Genomic DNA, 16,925 nt, shown 5'->3' on the forward strand with positions numbered 1-16,925 from the left:
ATGTTTAATTCGTCTGATCACAGATACTTTATAAAGCATTTTAATACTTTTTTGAATCTGTCAATGCGTAAGTCCTATAAATGTTAAGTCGCAAAAAAAATATTATCGAGTCGGAAAGGAAATTCACATCTCATACTATATTGAGGAATTAAAAAGTATAGATGAGCAAACAGGGCAACATGATCAATTAAAGTGTGTTTATGAGATTTATGTAGAAACTTAATATGATGATTAGGTCAATAAAAAAACCTCGGATAAATCCGAGGTTTTTGTCCAATTCGTAAAACGATTAACGTTTAGAGAATTGAGGACGTTTACGAGCTTTACGTAAACCAAGTTTCTTACGTTCAACTTCACGAGCATCACGAGTAACGAAACCAGCTTGACGAAGAGCAGGTTTTAAAGTTTCGTCAGCAGCGATCAACGCACGGGTAATACCGTGACGGATTGCGCCAGCTTGACCACCAATACCACCACCCTTAACAGTGATGTAAAGGTCATATTTTTCAGTTGCTTCCAAAAGCTCTAAAGGCTGACGCACAACCATACGAGCAGTTTCACGACCGAAATATTGCTCTAAAGTACGATTGTTGATTACGAGTTTGCCTGTACCAGCTGATAAGAAAACACGTGCAGTTGCGGTCTTACGGCGACCTGTACCATAATTAGTAGCCATGTGCTGTATCCCTTAGATGTCCAAAACTTGTGGCTGTTGAGCAGTATGAGGATGCTCGCTACCAGCGTACACTTTCATTTTTTTGATCATTGCATAACCAAGAGGACCTTTTGGTAACATACCTTTAACAGCTTTTTCTAAAACTGCTTCAGGTTTGTGAGCGATTAACTTTTCAAAGTTAGTCTCACGGATACCACCAGGGAAACCAGTATGGCGATAGTATTTCTTATCAAGTGATTTATTACCAGTCACTTGAACGTGTTCAGCATTGATCACAACGATGTAGTCACCAGTGTCAACGTGAGGAGTATAAGAAGTTTTGTGCTTACCGCGTAAACGACGAGCGATTTCAGTCGCAAGGCGACCTAAAGTTTTGCCAGAAGCATCAACAACATACCAGTCGTGTTGAACTTCAGCAGGCTTAGCGCTGAGAGTTTTCATTAACCACTACCTATTATAGTTGGTTTGAGCAAGGAATCGCCCAAACAAAAGGAGACCGAATTCTATATGAATTTCTAAAATCACACAAGAACAATTCATTGTTAATGTCATATTTTGCTGCAATGTGACCGATTTTGTAACTATATCGCCGTTAATTTTTAGCTACATTTTTTGGCTTGAGAGGTGGTGGTATTTAACCTATCATTTTTGAATTAATTATTTGAAATAAGTAGAAGTATTTACCTCTTCTTTTGGGGAATTTGATGAAATTGTCGTTTTCTACAAACATTATTGTAGTCGCTATTTGCGTAATAGCTTGTTCCACACAAGCGAATGCACGACGCCTCTACAAATGGGTCGATGAGGGCAGTGTAACCAATTATTCTGAATTTCAGCCCAAAGAAGGTACAAGTCGTAAAGTTGAAGTCTTGGAGAGTCGTGGTGAGCATGTTGATCCAGCAATGATGGTTACTGCTGAAATGAAACCACTTGAAATACCAGATGATCAAACGAACCCCTTAGCACAACCCTCAAGTTCTTCAGTGCAAGCAAATGCTCCCCTGCATCAACAATCATCGCAGACTATTGTAAAACAAGGTGCTATAGCATCTCCTTATACTTCTCACCCAGTAAATACACCTCCATTGCCAGAAAAGAAAGAACCACAACTCGTGCAGCAGCCTCAACCTGTAGAGAAAAAGGAACCGATTGCAAATCCATTTATAGAGAAGCCGAGTAGTGCTGCGGTTGTTGCGGTAGAAAAGAAAGAAGAGACGGCGGTTGTTCAACCTGAGAAAAAGGTACAACCAAAAATTAACCCGTGGACTCGTCAAGTTGAATTTGTACCTTCTAATCTAGTGCCTGAAAATCTGCCTAAAGCGAAAAAACCTTAAAAATTTCAAATTGTTCACTATTTAGTTTTATTCTCTTTCTTGATTGCTTCTTATTTAGGAGGGGCGCGCTGAGAGGGAATAGAATTTGATGGATAATCATTTTAAGTGTTTCATCAGCGTTATGTTGTGGCATCTAATCGCTCTAATGTTATTCCGATTGATTTTCTTTAGTCGCATTTAAATTCTATTTTTATAGTTTATATTCTTGTATTTATTGGTAAAAATAAATTTATTGTATTTATTGTTTATCAACTTGTAAATTATCACTTCATATTTTTTCAAAAACTTTTGCTTATATGGGGAGTGGATTGTTTTTTTCGGTAAACTATAACGTAATGCTTAAAATTAGAATTGGTGAGTCATGTTGCCTTTGTATGTCACTTCTGGCGAACCAGCTGGAATTGGACCAGATATTTGTCTAAGTCTAGCAAACCGTGTTGATGAGCGACCGATCGTTATTTTGGCTGATGTCCAGATGTTGCAGCAGCGCGCCAAACAGTTAAATATTGATGTTGAACTTATTCCATTTCAGGGCGAAAAACGGTCGAGTTTAGCAGGGCAGCTTTTCGTTGAGCATGTGCCTTTAGCAAAACCTGTTATTTTAGGTCAGTTAGATTCAGCCAATGCTGCTTATGTTTTAGAGCAATTACGTCGTTCAGCTGACTATGCGATGTCGGGGCGGAGTGTAGGGGTTGCTACAGCGCCAGTGCAAAAGTCGATTATTAATGATGCAGGCATTCTATTTAGCGGACATACTGAGTTTTACCAAGAGTTTGCAGGTGTGGATCGTGTGGTGATGATGTTGGCGACTAAAACATTGCGTGTTGCATTGGCAACCACACATTTGCCGTTGCGAGATGTACCTGATGCGATTACTAAAGAGCGTTTGCATCAAGTGATTGATATTCTGATTCAAGACTTAAAAAGCAAATTTAAAATCGCACAACCACGCATTCTGGTCTGTGGCTTAAATCCACATGCAGGTGAAGATGGTTATTTAGGTCGAGAAGAAATCGACGTGATTAATCCAGTGCTAGAAAGCTATCGTGCACAAGGTATAGGGATGAGTCTCTGTTTGCCTGCAGATACCTTATTTACCCCAGAAAATCTAAAACATGCAGATGCTGTTTTAGCAATGTATCACGATCAAGGTTTACCTGTGTTAAAATCACAAGGCTTTGGTGAAGCAGTAAACATTACATTAGGCCTGCCATTTATTCGAACTTCGGTCGATCATGGTACAGCACTTTCTCTTGCAGGCACTGGACAGGCAAAAGCATCAAGTTTGCAGGTTGCAGTGGATTTAGCACTTGATTTAGCTCGTCAGTAATGGGCGAGTAAATTATTCACGTTGGAATTATTATGTATCAAATTAATGCCCTAAACCCTAAAGATGAAGGGCATCAGGCTCGAAAACGTTTTGGTCAAAACTTCTTACATGATCAACGTGTGATTGCCAAAATTGTACGTTCAGTGAATCCGCGTGCGGGTGAAAATATTGTCGAAATTGGACCGGGTTTAGCTGCATTGACCTCACCTTTAATTGGCGAGTGTGATGCGTTAACCGTGGTTGAGCTGGATCGTGATTTGGCTGCCGGTTTACCGGGACGTGTGCCATATCCTGAACGTTTGACCATTATTGAAGCCGATGCTTTAAAATATGATTTCAAGCAATTGTTCCAAGACGGTCGTCCACTACGTGTGGTGGGAAATTTACCCTATAACATTTCTACGCCTTTGTTGTTCCATCTCTTGGAGTTTGGTGACAAGGTCAAAGACATGCACTTCATGTTGCAAAAGGAAGTGGTTGATCGTATTACAGCAACACCAAACACCAAAGAATATGGTCGTTTATCGGTGATGATCCAGTATTACTGTAAACCGACTTTCTTGTTTGAAGTGCCGCCAGGTTCATTTAATCCGCCACCAAAAGTGACATCAGCTGTATTTCGTTTGGAACCTTATGAAACTAAGCCAATTATTGCAAAAAATGAAAAAGCTTTGTCACGTTTAGTCAGCCATGTATTTACCCAACGGCGTAAGACCTTACGTAATAGCTTAAAAGGGATGTTGGCAGAAGATGGCTTTGAAAAAGCAGGTGTTGATCCGATGGCGCGCCCAGAAACCTTAAGCTTGGCTGATTTTGTCGCACTTTCTGATCAGATGGTGTCTTAATGTCTAAACGCTATAACTATGTCATTGGTGATGTACAAGGTTGTTTTGAAGCGCTGAAAGCATTACTGAAAGAAATTCGCTTTGATCCAGATCAAGACTTTTTATGGTTTGCGGGTGATTTAGTTGCACGTGGCGAAAACTCAGTGGGCGCATTACGCTTTATTAAAAAACTGGCTGATCGTGGTGCTGCGGCAACTGTACTAGGCAATCATGATCTCACCCTCATTGCTTGTGCCCGTGGTTTTAAAAAAGTTAAAGATAAAGATCGTACTCAGGACGTGATTGATGCGATTGATGGTGATGAGCTGATTGATTGGCTGCGAAAACAGCCATTAAGTTTATCTCCGAATGATCAAACTCTGATTACTCATGCAGGTGTGCCGTGTATCTGGAATGCCGAACAAACTGTGGCATTGGCACAAGAAGTCGAGCAGGTGGTTGGTCATGACGATCTTTCGATTTTAGATAGTTTTCTTGCAGAGATGTATGGTTCACAACCTGATTTATGGTCAGATGAGCTGACAGGTATGGCACGTTTGCGCTGTATTACCAATTATCTGACCCGAATGCGTTTGACTGATGCCGAAGGGCGTTTAGAGTTTGACTTTAAAGATGCACTTGATGCGCCGATGCCAACAGGCTTTCAGCCGTGGTTTGAGTTTGATAGTCAGGCTGCACAAACTCATCAAATTATTTTTGGACATTGGGCGGCCTTGCAGGGTAAAGCCATTAGTCGCCAAATTCAAAATGTCGATGGTGGATGTGTTTGGGGGCAACAACTGGTGGCTTATCGTTTAGAAGATCAACAACTTTTCGCAGTGGATAATCCTTTGGCTTGATTAGCCTGTGATCTCTTTTAAATGCCCATTTTCATATTGAAATCGGGCATTTCTATTTTAAGACTGTCAAAAAACTGTCATACACTGATCATTAAAGTGTCAAAAAATATTTATAAGCTAAAAGCATGAAAATAACGACACGAATGGATGGCGATATGCAAAGTACATACGCGACATCTCTACTAAAGCAAGAACAGTTTCCTGAAAGTTTTAAATTTTACTTTAAAAGGAAACAACTCAAAAATAAACAAGATGAATTGTCTGAACTTCGGGATTTAGTTCGCCCTCGTTTGAGAATCGCAATTGTCACTGAAACATGGCCACCAGAAATTAATGGTGTAGCATTATCTATGATGCAATTATGTCAGGGGCTACAACGGCTTGGACATAAAATTCTATTGGTCAGGCCTATACAAAAAACGATTTGTACAGAATTTAACCCTGAACAAGAATGCTTGGTGATGTCTCAGCCTATTCCAAAATACCCAAGTGTTCAATTTGGTTGGCCACAATATCTTAAAGTTTCTAAAGCATTTGAGCAGTTCGCACCTGACGTAGTGCATATCGTGACTGAAGGTCCATTAGGTTTAATAGCACTACAAGCTGCAAAGTCAAAAAAAATCGCCGTATCGAGTGGATTCCATTCAGCTTTCCAAGATTTTAGCCGTTTCTTTGACTTGGCTTTTTTAGTCAAACCGATTCAACGTTACTTAACATGGTTCCATAATAGTACAGATGTCACGTGTGTACCCAGTCAATACACGGAACAAGCACTACGTGGTTTTGGTGTGACTTGTCCTTTAGTTGTTGTTGGACGAGGTGTTGATACTGCGAAGTTTTCCCCAAAACATCGTTCACAGCAATTACGCCAACAATGGGGTGTAGGTGCTGATACCCGTGTAATGCTGTATGTTGGACGCTTATCACCAGAAAAAGAAATTGATGTCTTAATTGAAGCTTTCCATGCTTGGCAGAGACAGCAAGGTGCAAATACAAAATTTGTAATTGTTGGAGATGGGCCTGATCGTATTCGTTTGAGTAAATTAGCGATATCAGAAGATATTATTTTTACTGGTAGTTTAAGTGGTAAGAATCTTTCAGCCGCTTATGCAAGTGCAGATGTTTTCGCCTTTGCTAGTCAAGCTGATACGTTTGGAAATGTAGTGCTAGAAGCAATTGCTAGCGGATTACCAGTGATTGCTTATGACTACGTATGTGCACATCAGCATGTCAAACATGGTGTTACAGGTTGGTTGAGTCCTCTCGGACAGGCCGCAGATTTAACCCAATCCATTTGTCATTTGCCAGCTCTCCCAGAACTGAGAAAAATGGGTTTATTAGCAAGTGAAACTGTACAGGAAACCAGTTGGCAGTTTCCTGTACAACAATTAGAACAAGCACTTTATCAGGTAGCGCAGGAACCTCTTATGAACTCTACCTAAAGTATCCTCAGAAAGGAGAAAAGTATGAAATTTCAAAATGCAAAAATAAAAATACTCGATCTAGATCTAAAAGGGTGTGTATACCTTAATCATCTCTCCCAGTCACAACGCATTGCCTTATTTTTTAAAACGATTAGTCGTTTGGGTGATGGACCATTTTGGTATGTCATGTTGTTATCAGTATGGATCGCACAAGGTTTGGCATACGGTCTGCAAATTCTATATTTGCTCGTTGCAGGTTCTGTTGGTACGGGGATTTATAAGTTTTTAAAGCATAAAACGACTCGACCACGCCCTTATCAAGTTCACCAAGTGATTGTACTGGGCGAGCGACCATTGGATCATTTTAGTTTTCCATCAGGTCATACTTTGCATGCGGTCATGGTTACTATTACATTAGGCTATATCCAACCGTTGTTATTAATCTTGATGTTGCCATTTACGATTCTGGTTGCATTGTCCCGCATGATTTTAGGATTACATTACCCAAGTGATGTGATCGTCGGGGCGGTGATTGGTGCATCCGTCGCTAGCGGTATTATTTTGTTGGCACCAAGCTTCAATATCATTCTTTGAATAATTTAACGAGTTTTAATGATAGAAGACTATTTTTTAAATCTTGGGATTTGTTAAAGTACGCTCAATCACTAACTGTTAATTAGGTTATCAAATGGGCTTACGTTGGACAGATACGATTGATATCGCAATCGAACTTACTGAAGCACACCCAGATGTAGATCCTCAATGGATTCGTTTTACTGATTTACATGCTTGGGTTTGTGCATTACCAGACTTTAATGATGACCCAAATAAGTCGACGGAAGGTTTGCTTGAAGCGATTCAAATGGCTTGGTTGGATGAAGTTCGTTAAAAAAACATCAGAAATCACTGAACTTTTACAGATTCAAGCTGATTATTGGCGATGACATCGGTATAATGCGGCAAATTTTTTAGTTTACACCATAAATAGGAGTCAATCATGGCGATTGAACGTACTTTATCTATCGTAAAACCAGATGCAGTTTCTAAAAACCACATTGGTGACATTTTTGCTCGTTTTGAAAAAGCGGGTTTAAAAATTGTTGCGACTAAAATGAAACACCTTTCTCAAGCTGATGCTGAAGGTTTCTATGCTGAGCACAAAGAACGTGGTTTCTTTGGTGATTTAGTTGCATTCATGACTTCTGGCCCAGTTGTTGTTTCTGTTCTTGAAGGCGAAAATGCAGTTCTTGCTCACCGTGAAATCTTAGGTGCTACAAACCCTAAAGAAGCAGCTCCAGGTACAATCCGCGCTGATTTCGCTGTAAGCATCGACGAAAATGCTGCTCACGGTTCTGACTCAGTTGCTTCTGCTGAGCGTGAAATCGCTTACTTCTTTGCTGATAACGAGATCTGCCCACGCACTCGTTAATCCAAAGTATTCAAGCCAGATAAGTGGTATACTACTTATCTGGTTTTTTATTTTTTATAGATTGAGTTGTGTGAAAAACACACAGCATTTTCTAGCGCTGATATCGTTTAGGTAAATATACATGAGTTCTGTAGTGGTCGTTTCATCTGAGAATGTCGATGAAAAACAACAGTCTTTAACTACGTCTGTCGTTCAAGCTGCCGATAAAAAAGTAAATTTACTTGGCATGTCCAGAGCCGAATTAGAAAAATTCTTTGAAGACTTAGGCGAAAAGAAGTTTCGTGCCGGTCAAGTCATGAAATGGATACACCAGTTTTTCGTCACTGATTTTGCTGAAATGAGTAATATTTCAGGAAAATTACGTGAAAAATTAGAAAAAATTTGCGAAATCAAAGCACCTGAAGTGGTGCACCGTAATTATTCTAAAGATGGTACTCGTAAGTGGGTATTTCGTGTAGGTGATGGTGAAGGTTCTCTGGTTGAAACCGTACTGATTCCTGCAGAAGATAAAACAGGTGCGCGTAAAACCTTGTGTATTTCATCACAAGTGGGTTGTGCACTGGATTGTTCATTCTGTTCGACGGGTAAGCAAGGTTTCCAACGTGATCTCACACCAGCAGAAATCATCGGTCAGTTGTGGATGGCAAATTATTCTTATATGGAAGATGTGCCTGTTGCTGAGCGTGAACGTACCGTAACCAATGTGGTCATGATGGGTATGGGTGAACCTTTACTTAATTACGATGCAGTACTCAGCTCAATGCAGTTAATGTTAGATGATTTTGCCTACGGAATGTCTAAACGCCGTGTAACTTTATCAACATCAGGTGTTGTTCCAAAAATTGATCAATTAGCGCAAGACATCGATGTTGCACTTGCGATTTCATTACATGCACCAAATGATGAACTACGTAATGAATTGGTTCCTATTAATAAAAAATATCCATTACAGCAACTTATTGCTGCGTGCCAACGTTATTTAGCTAAAGATGGTAATGAAAGCTCACGTCGCCATGTCACTATCGAATATGTGATGTTGGAGGGTGTAAATGATCAGCCTGAGCATGCACAGCAATTATTAAAATTATTGAAAAACTTGCCAAGTAAAATCAATCTGATCCCATTTAATCCATTTCCACATGCACCTTACGGACGTTCGAGTCGTAATCGTATCATTGCTTTTCAAAAAACTTTGTCTGACGCCGGATTTGTGTGTACGATTCGTCAGACACGTGGCGATGATATCGATGCTGCATGTGGTCAATTGGTAGGACAGGTTGCTGACCGTACGCGTCGTGCGGAACAGTGGAAGAAGAAAGTGGCGCAACGACAAGAAATTTTGCGCACACAAGGATAAAACTTGGGGATATAGCGTTGAATACAACTCGACTAAAAACGATTATAACGACTACTGTTGTGTTTACTGTAATGGGTTTAACCGCTTGTCAATCTTCGACAGGGTTGAAGAAAGACCCAGAAAAGGCTGTTCAAGTTCGTTCTCAACTGGCTGCTGAATATATTCGTACAGGTGATTTGGATTCCGCTAAACGTTCTCTTGATCAAGCTTTAAATATTGATTCGCGTGATGCAAACGCCAATATGATGATGGGGATTCTACTGCAACAAGAAGGCAGTAAACCTAATATGGAAAAAGCAGATGCTTATTTTAAGCGTGCGATTTCTTCAGAACCAGATAATGCACAAGCTCGTAATAATTACGGTACATATTTGTATCAAATGCAACGTTATAATGAAGCGATTGAGCAATTTACCCGTGCAGGTGCAACCTTAGGTTATGAACAGCGATTTCAATCGTTGGAAAACTTGGGGCGAATCTATTTAAAGTTAGGCGATGTTGCGAATGCTGAAAAAGCATTCAAACAAGCGCTACAAGCAAATCGTAATGCAACTATTTCAATGTTAGAGTTGGCAGAAATTTTCTATTTGCAACAAAATAATAGAGATGCATCGCAACTATACGAACAGTATGTTCGTAATGTGGGGCAAAAAAACCAAGGTGCACGTGCACTTTGGATTGGTTTACGCATTGCTCGAGCGAGTGCGGATCAATTAGGAATGCAAGTGTTAGTGAATCAATTACGAGCATTATTTCCTGAGAGTCCAGAATATCAACGTTATTTGCAATTACAGTACAGTACTGAGGCCGTATGGAAATAAATCCAAATTCACATCAGCCAACTGGCTCAACCTCGCCATCGTCAACGTTAGGAAATATTCAACGACCTGGTGAGTATTTGCGTCAAATTCGTATTGCACAAAAGAAAGAACTTGAAGAAATTGCAAGCGTATTGAATATGCCCGTTAAAACATTAACGGCATTAGAGCAAGATGACTATAAATCCTTGCCTGAAGCCACATTCATCAAAGGCTATTACCGTGCCTATGCAAAACTGCTCAATGCAGATGCCAGTGCCATCATCCAGCGTTTCGATGAAATCTATGCCAATGACACAGGTCTCAAGGCCAATCATGCCCTGAGTAACTCCCCAATCAAGACTATGGGCAAGCTTGCTGGATCGAAAAGTGTACGTAACCGTAAATGGTTGAAGCGTATTGCTATTTTAGCTGCTGTTTTAGTCTTAGCTTGGTTGGCAGTGATGGCTGTACAAAATTGGACATCAAGCCACAAAAATGATGCAGAAGTTGAAGCGCCGAAAGCAAAAAGTTCTGATGTCGAAATTATACCGATGGGAACCACAACGAACGTAACTTCTGGCGACCAATTAGTTTTGAACTTTAGTCGACCAACATCTGTGCATATCGTTGATGCAACAGGTAAAGTATTGGCAACAGGTCGTCAAGCATCTACATTAACTTTGAGTGGTGAATCACCATTCCAAATTCGTTTAGATGATGCAACAGCTGTATCCTTGACCTTGAATCAGGAGCAAATATCTTTGTCTCCATATACGGTTAATGGAAAAGCAGAATTCCGTTTGTCTCGTTAATGCCAAAGAGTAGAGCTATACGATGATTGTGAATCCAATTAAACGCCGTCCAACACGTAAAATTCGTGTTGGTTCAGTGTATGTCGGTGGTGATGCCCCGATCAGTGTTCAAAGTATGACCAACACTGAAACCTGTGATGTGGATGCAACTGTAGCGCAAATCCAGCGCTGTGCAGATGCAGGTGCGGATATCATGCGTGTTTCTGTACCGTCAATGGAAGCAGCAGAAGCTTTTGGGGCAATTCGAAAACGAGTCTCTGTACCATTGGTTGCTGATATTCACTTTGATCATCGTATTGCTTTAGCAGTTGCGGACTATGGTGCAGATTGTTTGCGCATTAATCCGGGTAATATTGGTTCGGATCAGAAAGTGCGTGAAGTCGTTGCTGCAGCAAAACATCATGGTATTTCGATTCGTATTGGTGTGAATGCAGGTTCTCTGGAAAAAGACTTACAAGTGAAATATGGTGAGCCGACAGGGCAGGCCTTACTTGAGTCAGCGATGCGTCATATCGATATTCTCGACCGTTTAGATTTCCATGAGTTCAAGGTCAGCGTTAAGGCATCGAATGTATTTTTAACGATGGATGCTTATCGTTTGCTGTCTCAACAGATAGATAATCCACTGCATCTTGGTGTGACTGAAGCAGGGATTTACCGTACGGGTACAGTCAAATCAGCAATTGCCTTGGGCGGACTGTTGATGGAAGGCATTGGCGATACTATGCGTATTTCGCTCGCGGCTGAACCTGAGGATGAAATTAAAATCGGTTTTGATATTTTAAAATCGTTGGGCTTACGCTCAAATGGTATTAACTTTATTGCTTGCCCAAGCTGCTCACGTCAGGAATTTAATGTGATTCAAGTGATGCAGGCTTTGGAAGAGCGCCTAGAAGATATCCGTACACCGATGGATTTATCCGTGATTGGATGTAAAGTGAATGGTCCTGGTGAAGCTAAAGAGGCGGATATCGGTATCGTTGGCGCATCACCACGTTCACTGGTCTATCGTAATGGTGAAAAAAGTCATTTAATTGACACAAATCAGTTGGTTGATGAAATTGAAACAATGGTTCGTCAACGTGTTCAAGAGCTTGAAGAAGCTAAATCTAAAGAAATTATTCGTAGTTCATCATGAGTTCAATTGTCGCGATCAAAGGTTTTAATGACACCCTTCCAACACAAACTGCTGCTTGGAGAAGTCTGGAACAACAATTAGCATCTTTAATGGATGCCTATGGCTATCAACAAATCCGTTTACCGATCGTTGAACAAACGGGTTTGTTTAAGCGTGCGATTGGTGATGCAACCGATATCGTTGAAAAGGAAATGTATACCTTTTTTGATAAAGGTACTCCACCTGAATCGCTGACTTTGCGTCCAGAAGGTACGGCTGGGTGTGTGCGTGCGATGTTGGAACATAACTTATTGCGTGGCGCAACACCGCGTGTTTGGTATGTGGGTCCAATGTTCCGCTATGAAAAGCCACAAAAAGGTCGCTATCGCCAGTTCCATCAATTTGGTGTTGAAACTTTTGGTGTGGCAACGCCAGATATTGATGCAGAAATCATTTTAATGACGGCTCGCCTATGGAAACGTATGGGTGTAGCAGCAAATGTTCGTCTAGAACTCAATACTTTAGGTGAGACGGATGAGCGTGCGGAATATCGTGCTGCTTTGGTTGAGTTTTTAAATCAGCACAAAGATGCATTAGATGAGGATTCACAACGCCGTTTAAGTACCAATCCATTACGTATTTTAGACTCTAAAATTGAATCAACACAAAAGATTTTAGAAAATGCACCAAAGTTGCATGATTTCTTAAAAGAAGATTCGATCAATCATTTCCAGCAGTTACAACAGTACCTCACTGATGCAGGCGTTGAGTTTGTAATTAACCAGAAGTTAGTACGTGGCTTGGACTACTACAACAAAACTGTATTTGAATGGACGACAACGATGTTGGGTTCACAAGGAACGGTTTGTGCAGGTGGTCGTTACGATGGCTTGGTAGGACAACTGAAAGGTAAAGCAGATCAATCTGTACCTGCAGTTGGTTTTGCAATGGGTATGGAACGTTTACTGTTGTTGCTTGAGCAGGTTGAACAAGCCCAAGAAGTACGTGATTGTGAAGTTTTCTTATTGGCTGAGCCTGCATTTCAAGCGAAAGCTTTAGTATTAGCAGAGCAAATCCGTGACCAGTTAGAAGCAGCAAACAGCTCAATTCGTCTGAAAACAGGTTCACAAGGCAGTATGAAAAGCCAAATGAAAAAGGCTGATCAATCGGGTGCAATCTATGCAGTGATTTTGGGTGAGCGCGAGTGGGAATCACAACAGCTTTTGGTCAAAGAGCTAGCAACGGGTGAGCAGGCGCAGGTCGCTTTAACTGAGCTGACATCTTTTTTTATCGAAAAATTTAAACAATAAATTGCACAATATTTAGGGAAAGGACAATCACATGAGTTTAAGTGATGAAGAACAACTCGACCAATTAAAGTCTTTTGGCAAAAAATATGGTTCTGCCATGATTAGCGGGATTCTGATTGCCTTGATTGCCTTTTTCGGATGGGAATATTGGCAAAAGAAAAATTTAGCTGAGGCACAGAGCCAAACGGCGAAAGTACAAAAATTGATGGACGAAGCTAAGGCTGCATCAGGTCAACCAAATGCTTTCGCTACAGTATCTGAAGCAGCAGATAAAATTGTGAAAGATGATGCTAACTCGGTTCAGGCGATTCAAACCCAATTTATCTTGGCGAAGCTTGCTTATGATAAACAAGACTACGCTGCAGCTGAAAAAGCATTAAAGAAAGTTGAAAACTCAAAAGTTAAAGATGCGGGTTTGCTGCAAATTGTAAAAATACGTTTAGCGGATTCACAATTAGCACAAAAGAAATATGATGAGGCGCTGAAAACCTTATCAAACGTGACTGAACCAGCGTTTAAAGCAACTGCAGAAGAGTTACGTGGTGATATTTTTGTTGCAAAGAAAGATACTGCATCGGCGCAAAAAGCATATCAAAGTGCTTGGGATAGCCTCATTGAACGTAAACAAGAGCGTCAGCTTTTACAAATTAAACTCGAAAGCGTTGGTATTTTAGTAGATGATCCTGAAATTGAGCGCCCGATCTTAGATACCAAAGTGGATGAGTCTTAATGCAGAACAAACTAAAATTACCTTTGGCAATTGCAATTGCTTCAGCTTTATTAATTGGATGTTCAACCAATAAAGTAAAAGAAGTGAAACCGAATCCGTTGCCAAAAATTACGCAACAGCAAGGCTTAAATCTGGTCTTTTCTCAAAGTGTTTCGTCGACAAATGCAGCAGAAGCTTTACGCTTGCAGTTAGATACAGATAACGGTGTAATTTTTGCGATTGATCCAGATGGTCAGGTTTCTGCTTATAAAGCTAAGCAGCGTCTTTGGAAAAGTAAGGTTACTAAGCAAGAACTTACTGCTGGTGTAGAAGCAGGTGAGGGTATTGTCATTATTGGTAATCGTAAAGGTGAGTTATTTGCCTTAGATCAGGCTACTGGTAGCCAAAAATGGTCTGCCAAATTATCTGGTGCGATTTTGTCTCCTTCACTCATTCAATCGGGACGAGTTATTACGATTGCAAATGACGGGACTGTATTTGCGCATGATACTGTTACTGGACAGCAAGTGTGGGCATATAAATTACCAAACGTTCAGTTTAGTTTACGTGGTCAACCTGCACCCGTTCGTTTAGATGAACGTACAGTCGTTGTTGCATCTGCGAATGCTTATGTTTATGCATTGGATGTAATCAGTGGCGTGCCGCGTTTCCAACGTCGAGTTGCAGTAAGTGATGGTCGTTCGGATATTCAACGTTTGATTGATGTTGTCGGTGACCCAGTTGTTGCAGGTCAATATCTGGTAACAACCAGTTTCCAAGGGCAAGTGACAACTACTGATCTTACGACACAGCGTGTGGTGTGGAGTGAAGATGCAAGTAGTACGAATAGCGCTGAAGTTTCAGGTGATAAAGTTTTTGTCTCGACTGCAGATGGAAAATTGAAAGCTTATAATTTAGCGACAGGCGAACTTCTTTGGCAGAATGAGGAATTACTTAACCGTCAATTAAGTAATCCTGTGATGCTTGGACAGAACCTTGTGGTTGGCGATTTAGATGGAGTTATTCATTTGATTGATCCAAACACAGGGAAGTTGATTGGTCGTGCGAAAACCAGTGGTGAAGTCCGTTCATTGCGTGTGATTGATAATCAGCTTTACGTTGCAACTCGAAAAGGTGCATTAAGCATTTGGCAGAATCGTTAATTTTGCCTTAGCTTGTGGTAAAATATTTGATTAGCAATTGCTAATAAAAGAATGATCGGGGTATTTGTTTGAACAAAACCCCGAATTTTTATTGTGATTATTTGATCACCAAAATCTTCCATACTGTTTCTGATACGATGTCATCAATGATGGCTCGTCTGAATTAAGGTTAATTTATGAAACCCGTTATTGCGCTTATTGGTCGTCCAAACGTCGGAAAATCAACGCTATTTAACCAAATCACTAAAAGTCGTGATGCTTTGGTTGCTGACTTCGCTGGTTTAACTCGTGACCGCAAATATGGCGATGCGGTGTATCAAAATAAATCATTCATCGTCGTTGATACTGGCGGTATTGGTGAGAATGAAGGCGGTATTGACTCATACATGGCGGAGCAGTCAAAAACTGCCATCCATGAAGCAGATATCATTGTTTTTGTTGTGGATGCACGTGCAGGTTTGTTGGCATCAGATGAACAGATTGCCCGTGAATTGCGTACACTAGGTAAGAAAGTTTATTTAGTTGCCAATAAGGTTGATGGTGTTCATGCAGAAGCCGCGCTAGTTGAATTCTATAAACTTGGTATGGGAGAACCTATTCAAGTTGCGGCCAGCCATGGTCGTGGTGTGCAGCAAATGCTTGAGGAAGTATTAGCTGAAGTACCAGAAGATGAAAATCCTGAAGAACATAACAAAAATACAGGTTTGCGTTTGGCGATTATTGGTCGTCCAAACGTAGGTAAGTCAACTTTAGTCAACCGCTTGCTTGGCGAAGAGCGTGTAGTTGCATTTGACCAGCCCGGTACTACACGTGACTCAATTTATATTCCTTATGAGCGTGATGGTCGTCAATATACGTTGATTGATACTGCGGGCGTGCGTCGTAAAGGTAAAGTTGATGAAATGATTGAGAAGTTCTCAATCGTGAAAACATTACAAGCGATCAAAGATGCTCACGTGATTGTCGTTGTGCTCGATGCGCGTGAAGGGGTCGTTGAGCAAGATCTACATTTAATTGGTTATGCATTAGAAGCTGGTCGTGCCATGGTGATCGCCATTAATAAATGGGACAACATGACTGAATATGATCGTAAGCAATGTAAGCTTGATGTTGATCGCCGTTTTGACTTTATTCCTTGGGCGAAAGTACATTTAATCTCGGCATTACATGGAACTGGTGTGGGGGATTTATACCCAACCATTCATCGTGCTTATGATTCATCACATTTGAAAGTGTCACCAGCAAAATTAACGCAGATTTTGAATGACGCGACTGACGCGCATCAACCACCAATGATTAGTGGTAAGCGTATTAAAATGCGTTATGCGCATATGGGCGGACAAAATCCACCTACAATCGTGATTCATGGTAACAAAGTAGATAAAACACCTGCTGATTACCGTCGTTATTTGGAAAACGTGTTCCGTAAAGTGTACAAGCTGGAAGGTACACCAGTACGTATTGATTTTAAAACCTCAGAAAACCCATTTGAAGGTCGCAAATCTCAAGTTGATGAGCGTGTTGCAGCACGTAAACGTCGTTATGTACAGAAATTTAAAAAGGCTGAGAAAAAATTTAAGCGTTAAGCTGATTTTGCCGTTAAAACCCAAACATTGTTTTGGGTTTTTTTATGCTTTTTAATGTGACTCATGAGATAAGTTGCTCATGCACTTGCGAATGAAGTCTTAAGTTAGGTGATTAAATGAAATAAGCTTGATTATAATCTTCTAAGTTTTTATACAATCAGGTTTATATTGAACGATGTTTTGTTGAGTGAAGC

18 protein-coding genes are annotated in these 16,925 nt (G+C 40.6%); 16 read left to right on the forward strand and 2 right to left on the reverse strand.

Going from position 1 to position 16,925, the window contains the following annotated elements:
• Positions 1 to 289: 289 nt before the first annotated feature.
• Both rpsI and rplM read right to left on the reverse strand, forming a co-directional pair.
• Complete coding sequence (gene rpsI, locus NO346_RS12100; RefSeq protein WP_004675485.1) at positions 290 to 676, reverse strand: 30S ribosomal protein S9; 387 nt, start codon at positions 674 to 676, stop codon at positions 290 to 292.
• Positions 677 to 688: 12 nt separating this feature from the next.
• On the reverse strand, positions 689 to 1,117 hold the full coding sequence (gene rplM, locus NO346_RS12105) for a 50S ribosomal protein L13 (RefSeq protein ID WP_004664909.1): 429 nt from the start codon (positions 1,115 to 1,117) through the stop codon (positions 689 to 691).
• A 263-nt stretch (positions 1,118 to 1,380) separates the two neighbouring features.
• Here rplM and NO346_RS12110 point away from each other — a divergent pair, with 263 nt between their 5' ends.
• From NO346_RS12110 to der, 16 genes are all read left to right on the forward strand, one after another.
• A complete protein-coding gene (locus NO346_RS12110; protein WP_005162328.1) occupies positions 1,381 to 2,010 on the forward strand; it encodes a hypothetical protein in 630 nt (209 codons plus the stop codon).
• A 361-nt stretch (positions 2,011 to 2,371) separates the two neighbouring features.
• Positions 2,372 to 3,340 (forward strand): 4-hydroxythreonine-4-phosphate dehydrogenase PdxA, encoded by a 969-nt coding sequence (pdxA, locus tag NO346_RS12115; RefSeq protein WP_256415315.1) that lies wholly within the window; start codon positions 2,372 to 2,374, stop codon positions 3,338 to 3,340.
• Between the two features lie 32 nt (positions 3,341 to 3,372).
• Positions 3,373 to 4,185: a 16S rRNA (adenine(1518)-N(6)/adenine(1519)-N(6))-dimethyltransferase RsmA gene (rsmA, locus tag NO346_RS12120; protein WP_087535636.1), complete on the forward strand. Its 813-nt coding sequence runs from the start codon at positions 3,373 to 3,375 to the stop codon at positions 4,183 to 4,185.
• Positions 4,185 to 5,024 (forward strand): symmetrical bis(5'-nucleosyl)-tetraphosphatase, encoded by an 840-nt coding sequence (locus tag NO346_RS12125; RefSeq protein WP_256415316.1) that lies wholly within the window; start codon positions 4,185 to 4,187, stop codon positions 5,022 to 5,024. The genes rsmA and NO346_RS12125 overlap by 1 nt, the downstream gene beginning before the upstream one ends.
• Before the next feature lie 155 nt (positions 5,025 to 5,179).
• Entirely contained in the window at positions 5,180 to 6,466 is a 1,287-nt protein-coding gene (locus NO346_RS12130) for a glycosyltransferase family 1 protein (RefSeq protein WP_249571245.1), read from the forward strand.
• 24 nt (positions 6,467 to 6,490) lie between these two features.
• Complete coding sequence (locus NO346_RS12135) at positions 6,491 to 7,042, forward strand: phosphatase PAP2 family protein (protein ID WP_178882635.1); 552 nt, start codon at positions 6,491 to 6,493, stop codon at positions 7,040 to 7,042.
• 94 nt (positions 7,043 to 7,136) lie between these two features.
• Positions 7,137 to 7,337, forward strand: a complete 201-nt coding sequence (iscX, locus tag NO346_RS12140) for a Fe-S cluster assembly protein IscX (RefSeq protein WP_004664895.1) — start codon at positions 7,137 to 7,139, stop codon at positions 7,335 to 7,337.
• A gap of 108 nt (positions 7,338 to 7,445) precedes the next feature.
• Complete coding sequence (gene ndk / locus NO346_RS12145; protein ID WP_003654870.1) at positions 7,446 to 7,877, forward strand: nucleoside-diphosphate kinase; 432 nt, start codon at positions 7,446 to 7,448, stop codon at positions 7,875 to 7,877.
• A 121-nt stretch (positions 7,878 to 7,998) separates the two neighbouring features.
• On the forward strand, positions 7,999 to 9,234 hold the full coding sequence (gene rlmN / locus NO346_RS12150; protein WP_087544629.1) for a 23S rRNA (adenine(2503)-C(2))-methyltransferase RlmN: 1,236 nt from the start codon (positions 7,999 to 8,001) through the stop codon (positions 9,232 to 9,234).
• Between the two features lie 17 nt (positions 9,235 to 9,251).
• Positions 9,252 to 10,055: a type IV pilus biogenesis/stability protein PilW gene (pilW, locus tag NO346_RS12155; RefSeq protein ID WP_087535641.1), complete on the forward strand. Its 804-nt coding sequence runs from the start codon at positions 9,252 to 9,254 to the stop codon at positions 10,053 to 10,055.
• On the forward strand, positions 10,046 to 10,846 hold the full coding sequence (locus NO346_RS12160) for a RodZ domain-containing protein (protein WP_087544627.1): 801 nt from the start codon (positions 10,046 to 10,048) through the stop codon (positions 10,844 to 10,846). Before pilW ends, NO346_RS12160 begins: the two co-directional genes overlap by 10 nt.
• 22 nt (positions 10,847 to 10,868) lie before the next feature.
• Positions 10,869 to 11,984: a flavodoxin-dependent (E)-4-hydroxy-3-methylbut-2-enyl-diphosphate synthase gene (gene ispG / locus NO346_RS12165; RefSeq protein WP_004664888.1), complete on the forward strand. Its 1,116-nt coding sequence runs from the start codon at positions 10,869 to 10,871 to the stop codon at positions 11,982 to 11,984.
• Entirely contained in the window at positions 11,981 to 13,273 is a 1,293-nt protein-coding gene (gene hisS / locus NO346_RS12170) for a histidine--tRNA ligase (protein ID WP_004664886.1), read from the forward strand. The genes ispG and hisS overlap by 4 nt, the downstream gene beginning before the upstream one ends.
• A 31-nt stretch (positions 13,274 to 13,304) precedes the next feature.
• A complete protein-coding gene (locus tag NO346_RS12175) occupies positions 13,305 to 14,003 on the forward strand; it encodes a tetratricopeptide repeat protein (protein ID WP_005162294.1) in 699 nt (232 codons plus the stop codon).
• Positions 14,003 to 15,145, forward strand: a complete 1,143-nt coding sequence (bamB, locus tag NO346_RS12180) for an outer membrane protein assembly factor BamB (protein WP_087547105.1) — start codon at positions 14,003 to 14,005, stop codon at positions 15,143 to 15,145. Before NO346_RS12175 ends, bamB begins: the two co-directional genes overlap by 1 nt.
• Positions 15,146 to 15,321: 176 nt before the next feature.
• Positions 15,322 to 16,731 carry a ribosome biogenesis GTPase Der gene (gene der / locus NO346_RS12185; protein ID WP_005214471.1) on the forward strand — a complete coding sequence of 470 codons (1,410 nt, stop codon included), beginning with the start codon at positions 15,322 to 15,324 and terminating at the stop codon, positions 16,729 to 16,731.
• Positions 16,732 to 16,925 lie beyond the last annotated feature (194 nt).

This window comes from Acinetobacter sp. 5862, from assembly GCF_024494585.1.
In the GTDB taxonomy this organism is placed as follows: Bacteria; Pseudomonadota; Gammaproteobacteria; order Pseudomonadales; family Moraxellaceae; genus Acinetobacter.

Coding starts and splice junctions, on each gene's coding strand:
- ndk (WP_003654870.1), top strand. CDS start 7,446: ATGGCGATTGAACGTACTTTATCTATCGTAAAACCAGATGCAGTTTCT.
- rsmA (WP_087535636.1), top strand. CDS start 3,373: ATGTATCAAATTAATGCCCTAAACCCTAAAGATGAAGGGCATCAGGCT.
- NO346_RS12135 (WP_178882635.1), top strand. CDS start 6,491: ATGAAATTTCAAAATGCAAAAATAAAAATACTCGATCTAGATCTAAAA.
- hisS (WP_004664886.1), top strand. CDS start 11,981: ATGAGTTCAATTGTCGCGATCAAAGGTTTTAATGACACCCTTCCAACA.
- NO346_RS12160 (WP_087544627.1), top strand. CDS start 10,046: ATGGAAATAAATCCAAATTCACATCAGCCAACTGGCTCAACCTCGCCA.
- pdxA (WP_256415315.1), top strand. CDS start 2,372: ATGTTGCCTTTGTATGTCACTTCTGGCGAACCAGCTGGAATTGGACCA.
- iscX (WP_004664895.1), top strand. CDS start 7,137: ATGGGCTTACGTTGGACAGATACGATTGATATCGCAATCGAACTTACT.
- rlmN (WP_087544629.1), top strand. CDS start 7,999: ATGAGTTCTGTAGTGGTCGTTTCATCTGAGAATGTCGATGAAAAACAA.
- bamB (WP_087547105.1), top strand. CDS start 14,003: ATGCAGAACAAACTAAAATTACCTTTGGCAATTGCAATTGCTTCAGCT.
- rpsI (WP_004675485.1), bottom strand. CDS start 676: ATGGCTACTAATTATGGTACAGGTCGCCGTAAGACCGCAACTGCACGT.
- NO346_RS12110 (WP_005162328.1), top strand. CDS start 1,381: ATGAAATTGTCGTTTTCTACAAACATTATTGTAGTCGCTATTTGCGTA.
- ispG (WP_004664888.1), top strand. CDS start 10,869: ATGATTGTGAATCCAATTAAACGCCGTCCAACACGTAAAATTCGTGTT.
- NO346_RS12130 (WP_249571245.1), top strand. CDS start 5,180: ATGCAAAGTACATACGCGACATCTCTACTAAAGCAAGAACAGTTTCCT.
- rplM (WP_004664909.1), bottom strand. CDS start 1,117: ATGAAAACTCTCAGCGCTAAGCCTGCTGAAGTTCAACACGACTGGTAT.
- NO346_RS12175 (WP_005162294.1), top strand. CDS start 13,305: ATGAGTTTAAGTGATGAAGAACAACTCGACCAATTAAAGTCTTTTGGC.
- NO346_RS12125 (WP_256415316.1), top strand. CDS start 4,185: ATGTCTAAACGCTATAACTATGTCATTGGTGATGTACAAGGTTGTTTT.
- der (WP_005214471.1), top strand. CDS start 15,322: ATGAAACCCGTTATTGCGCTTATTGGTCGTCCAAACGTCGGAAAATCA.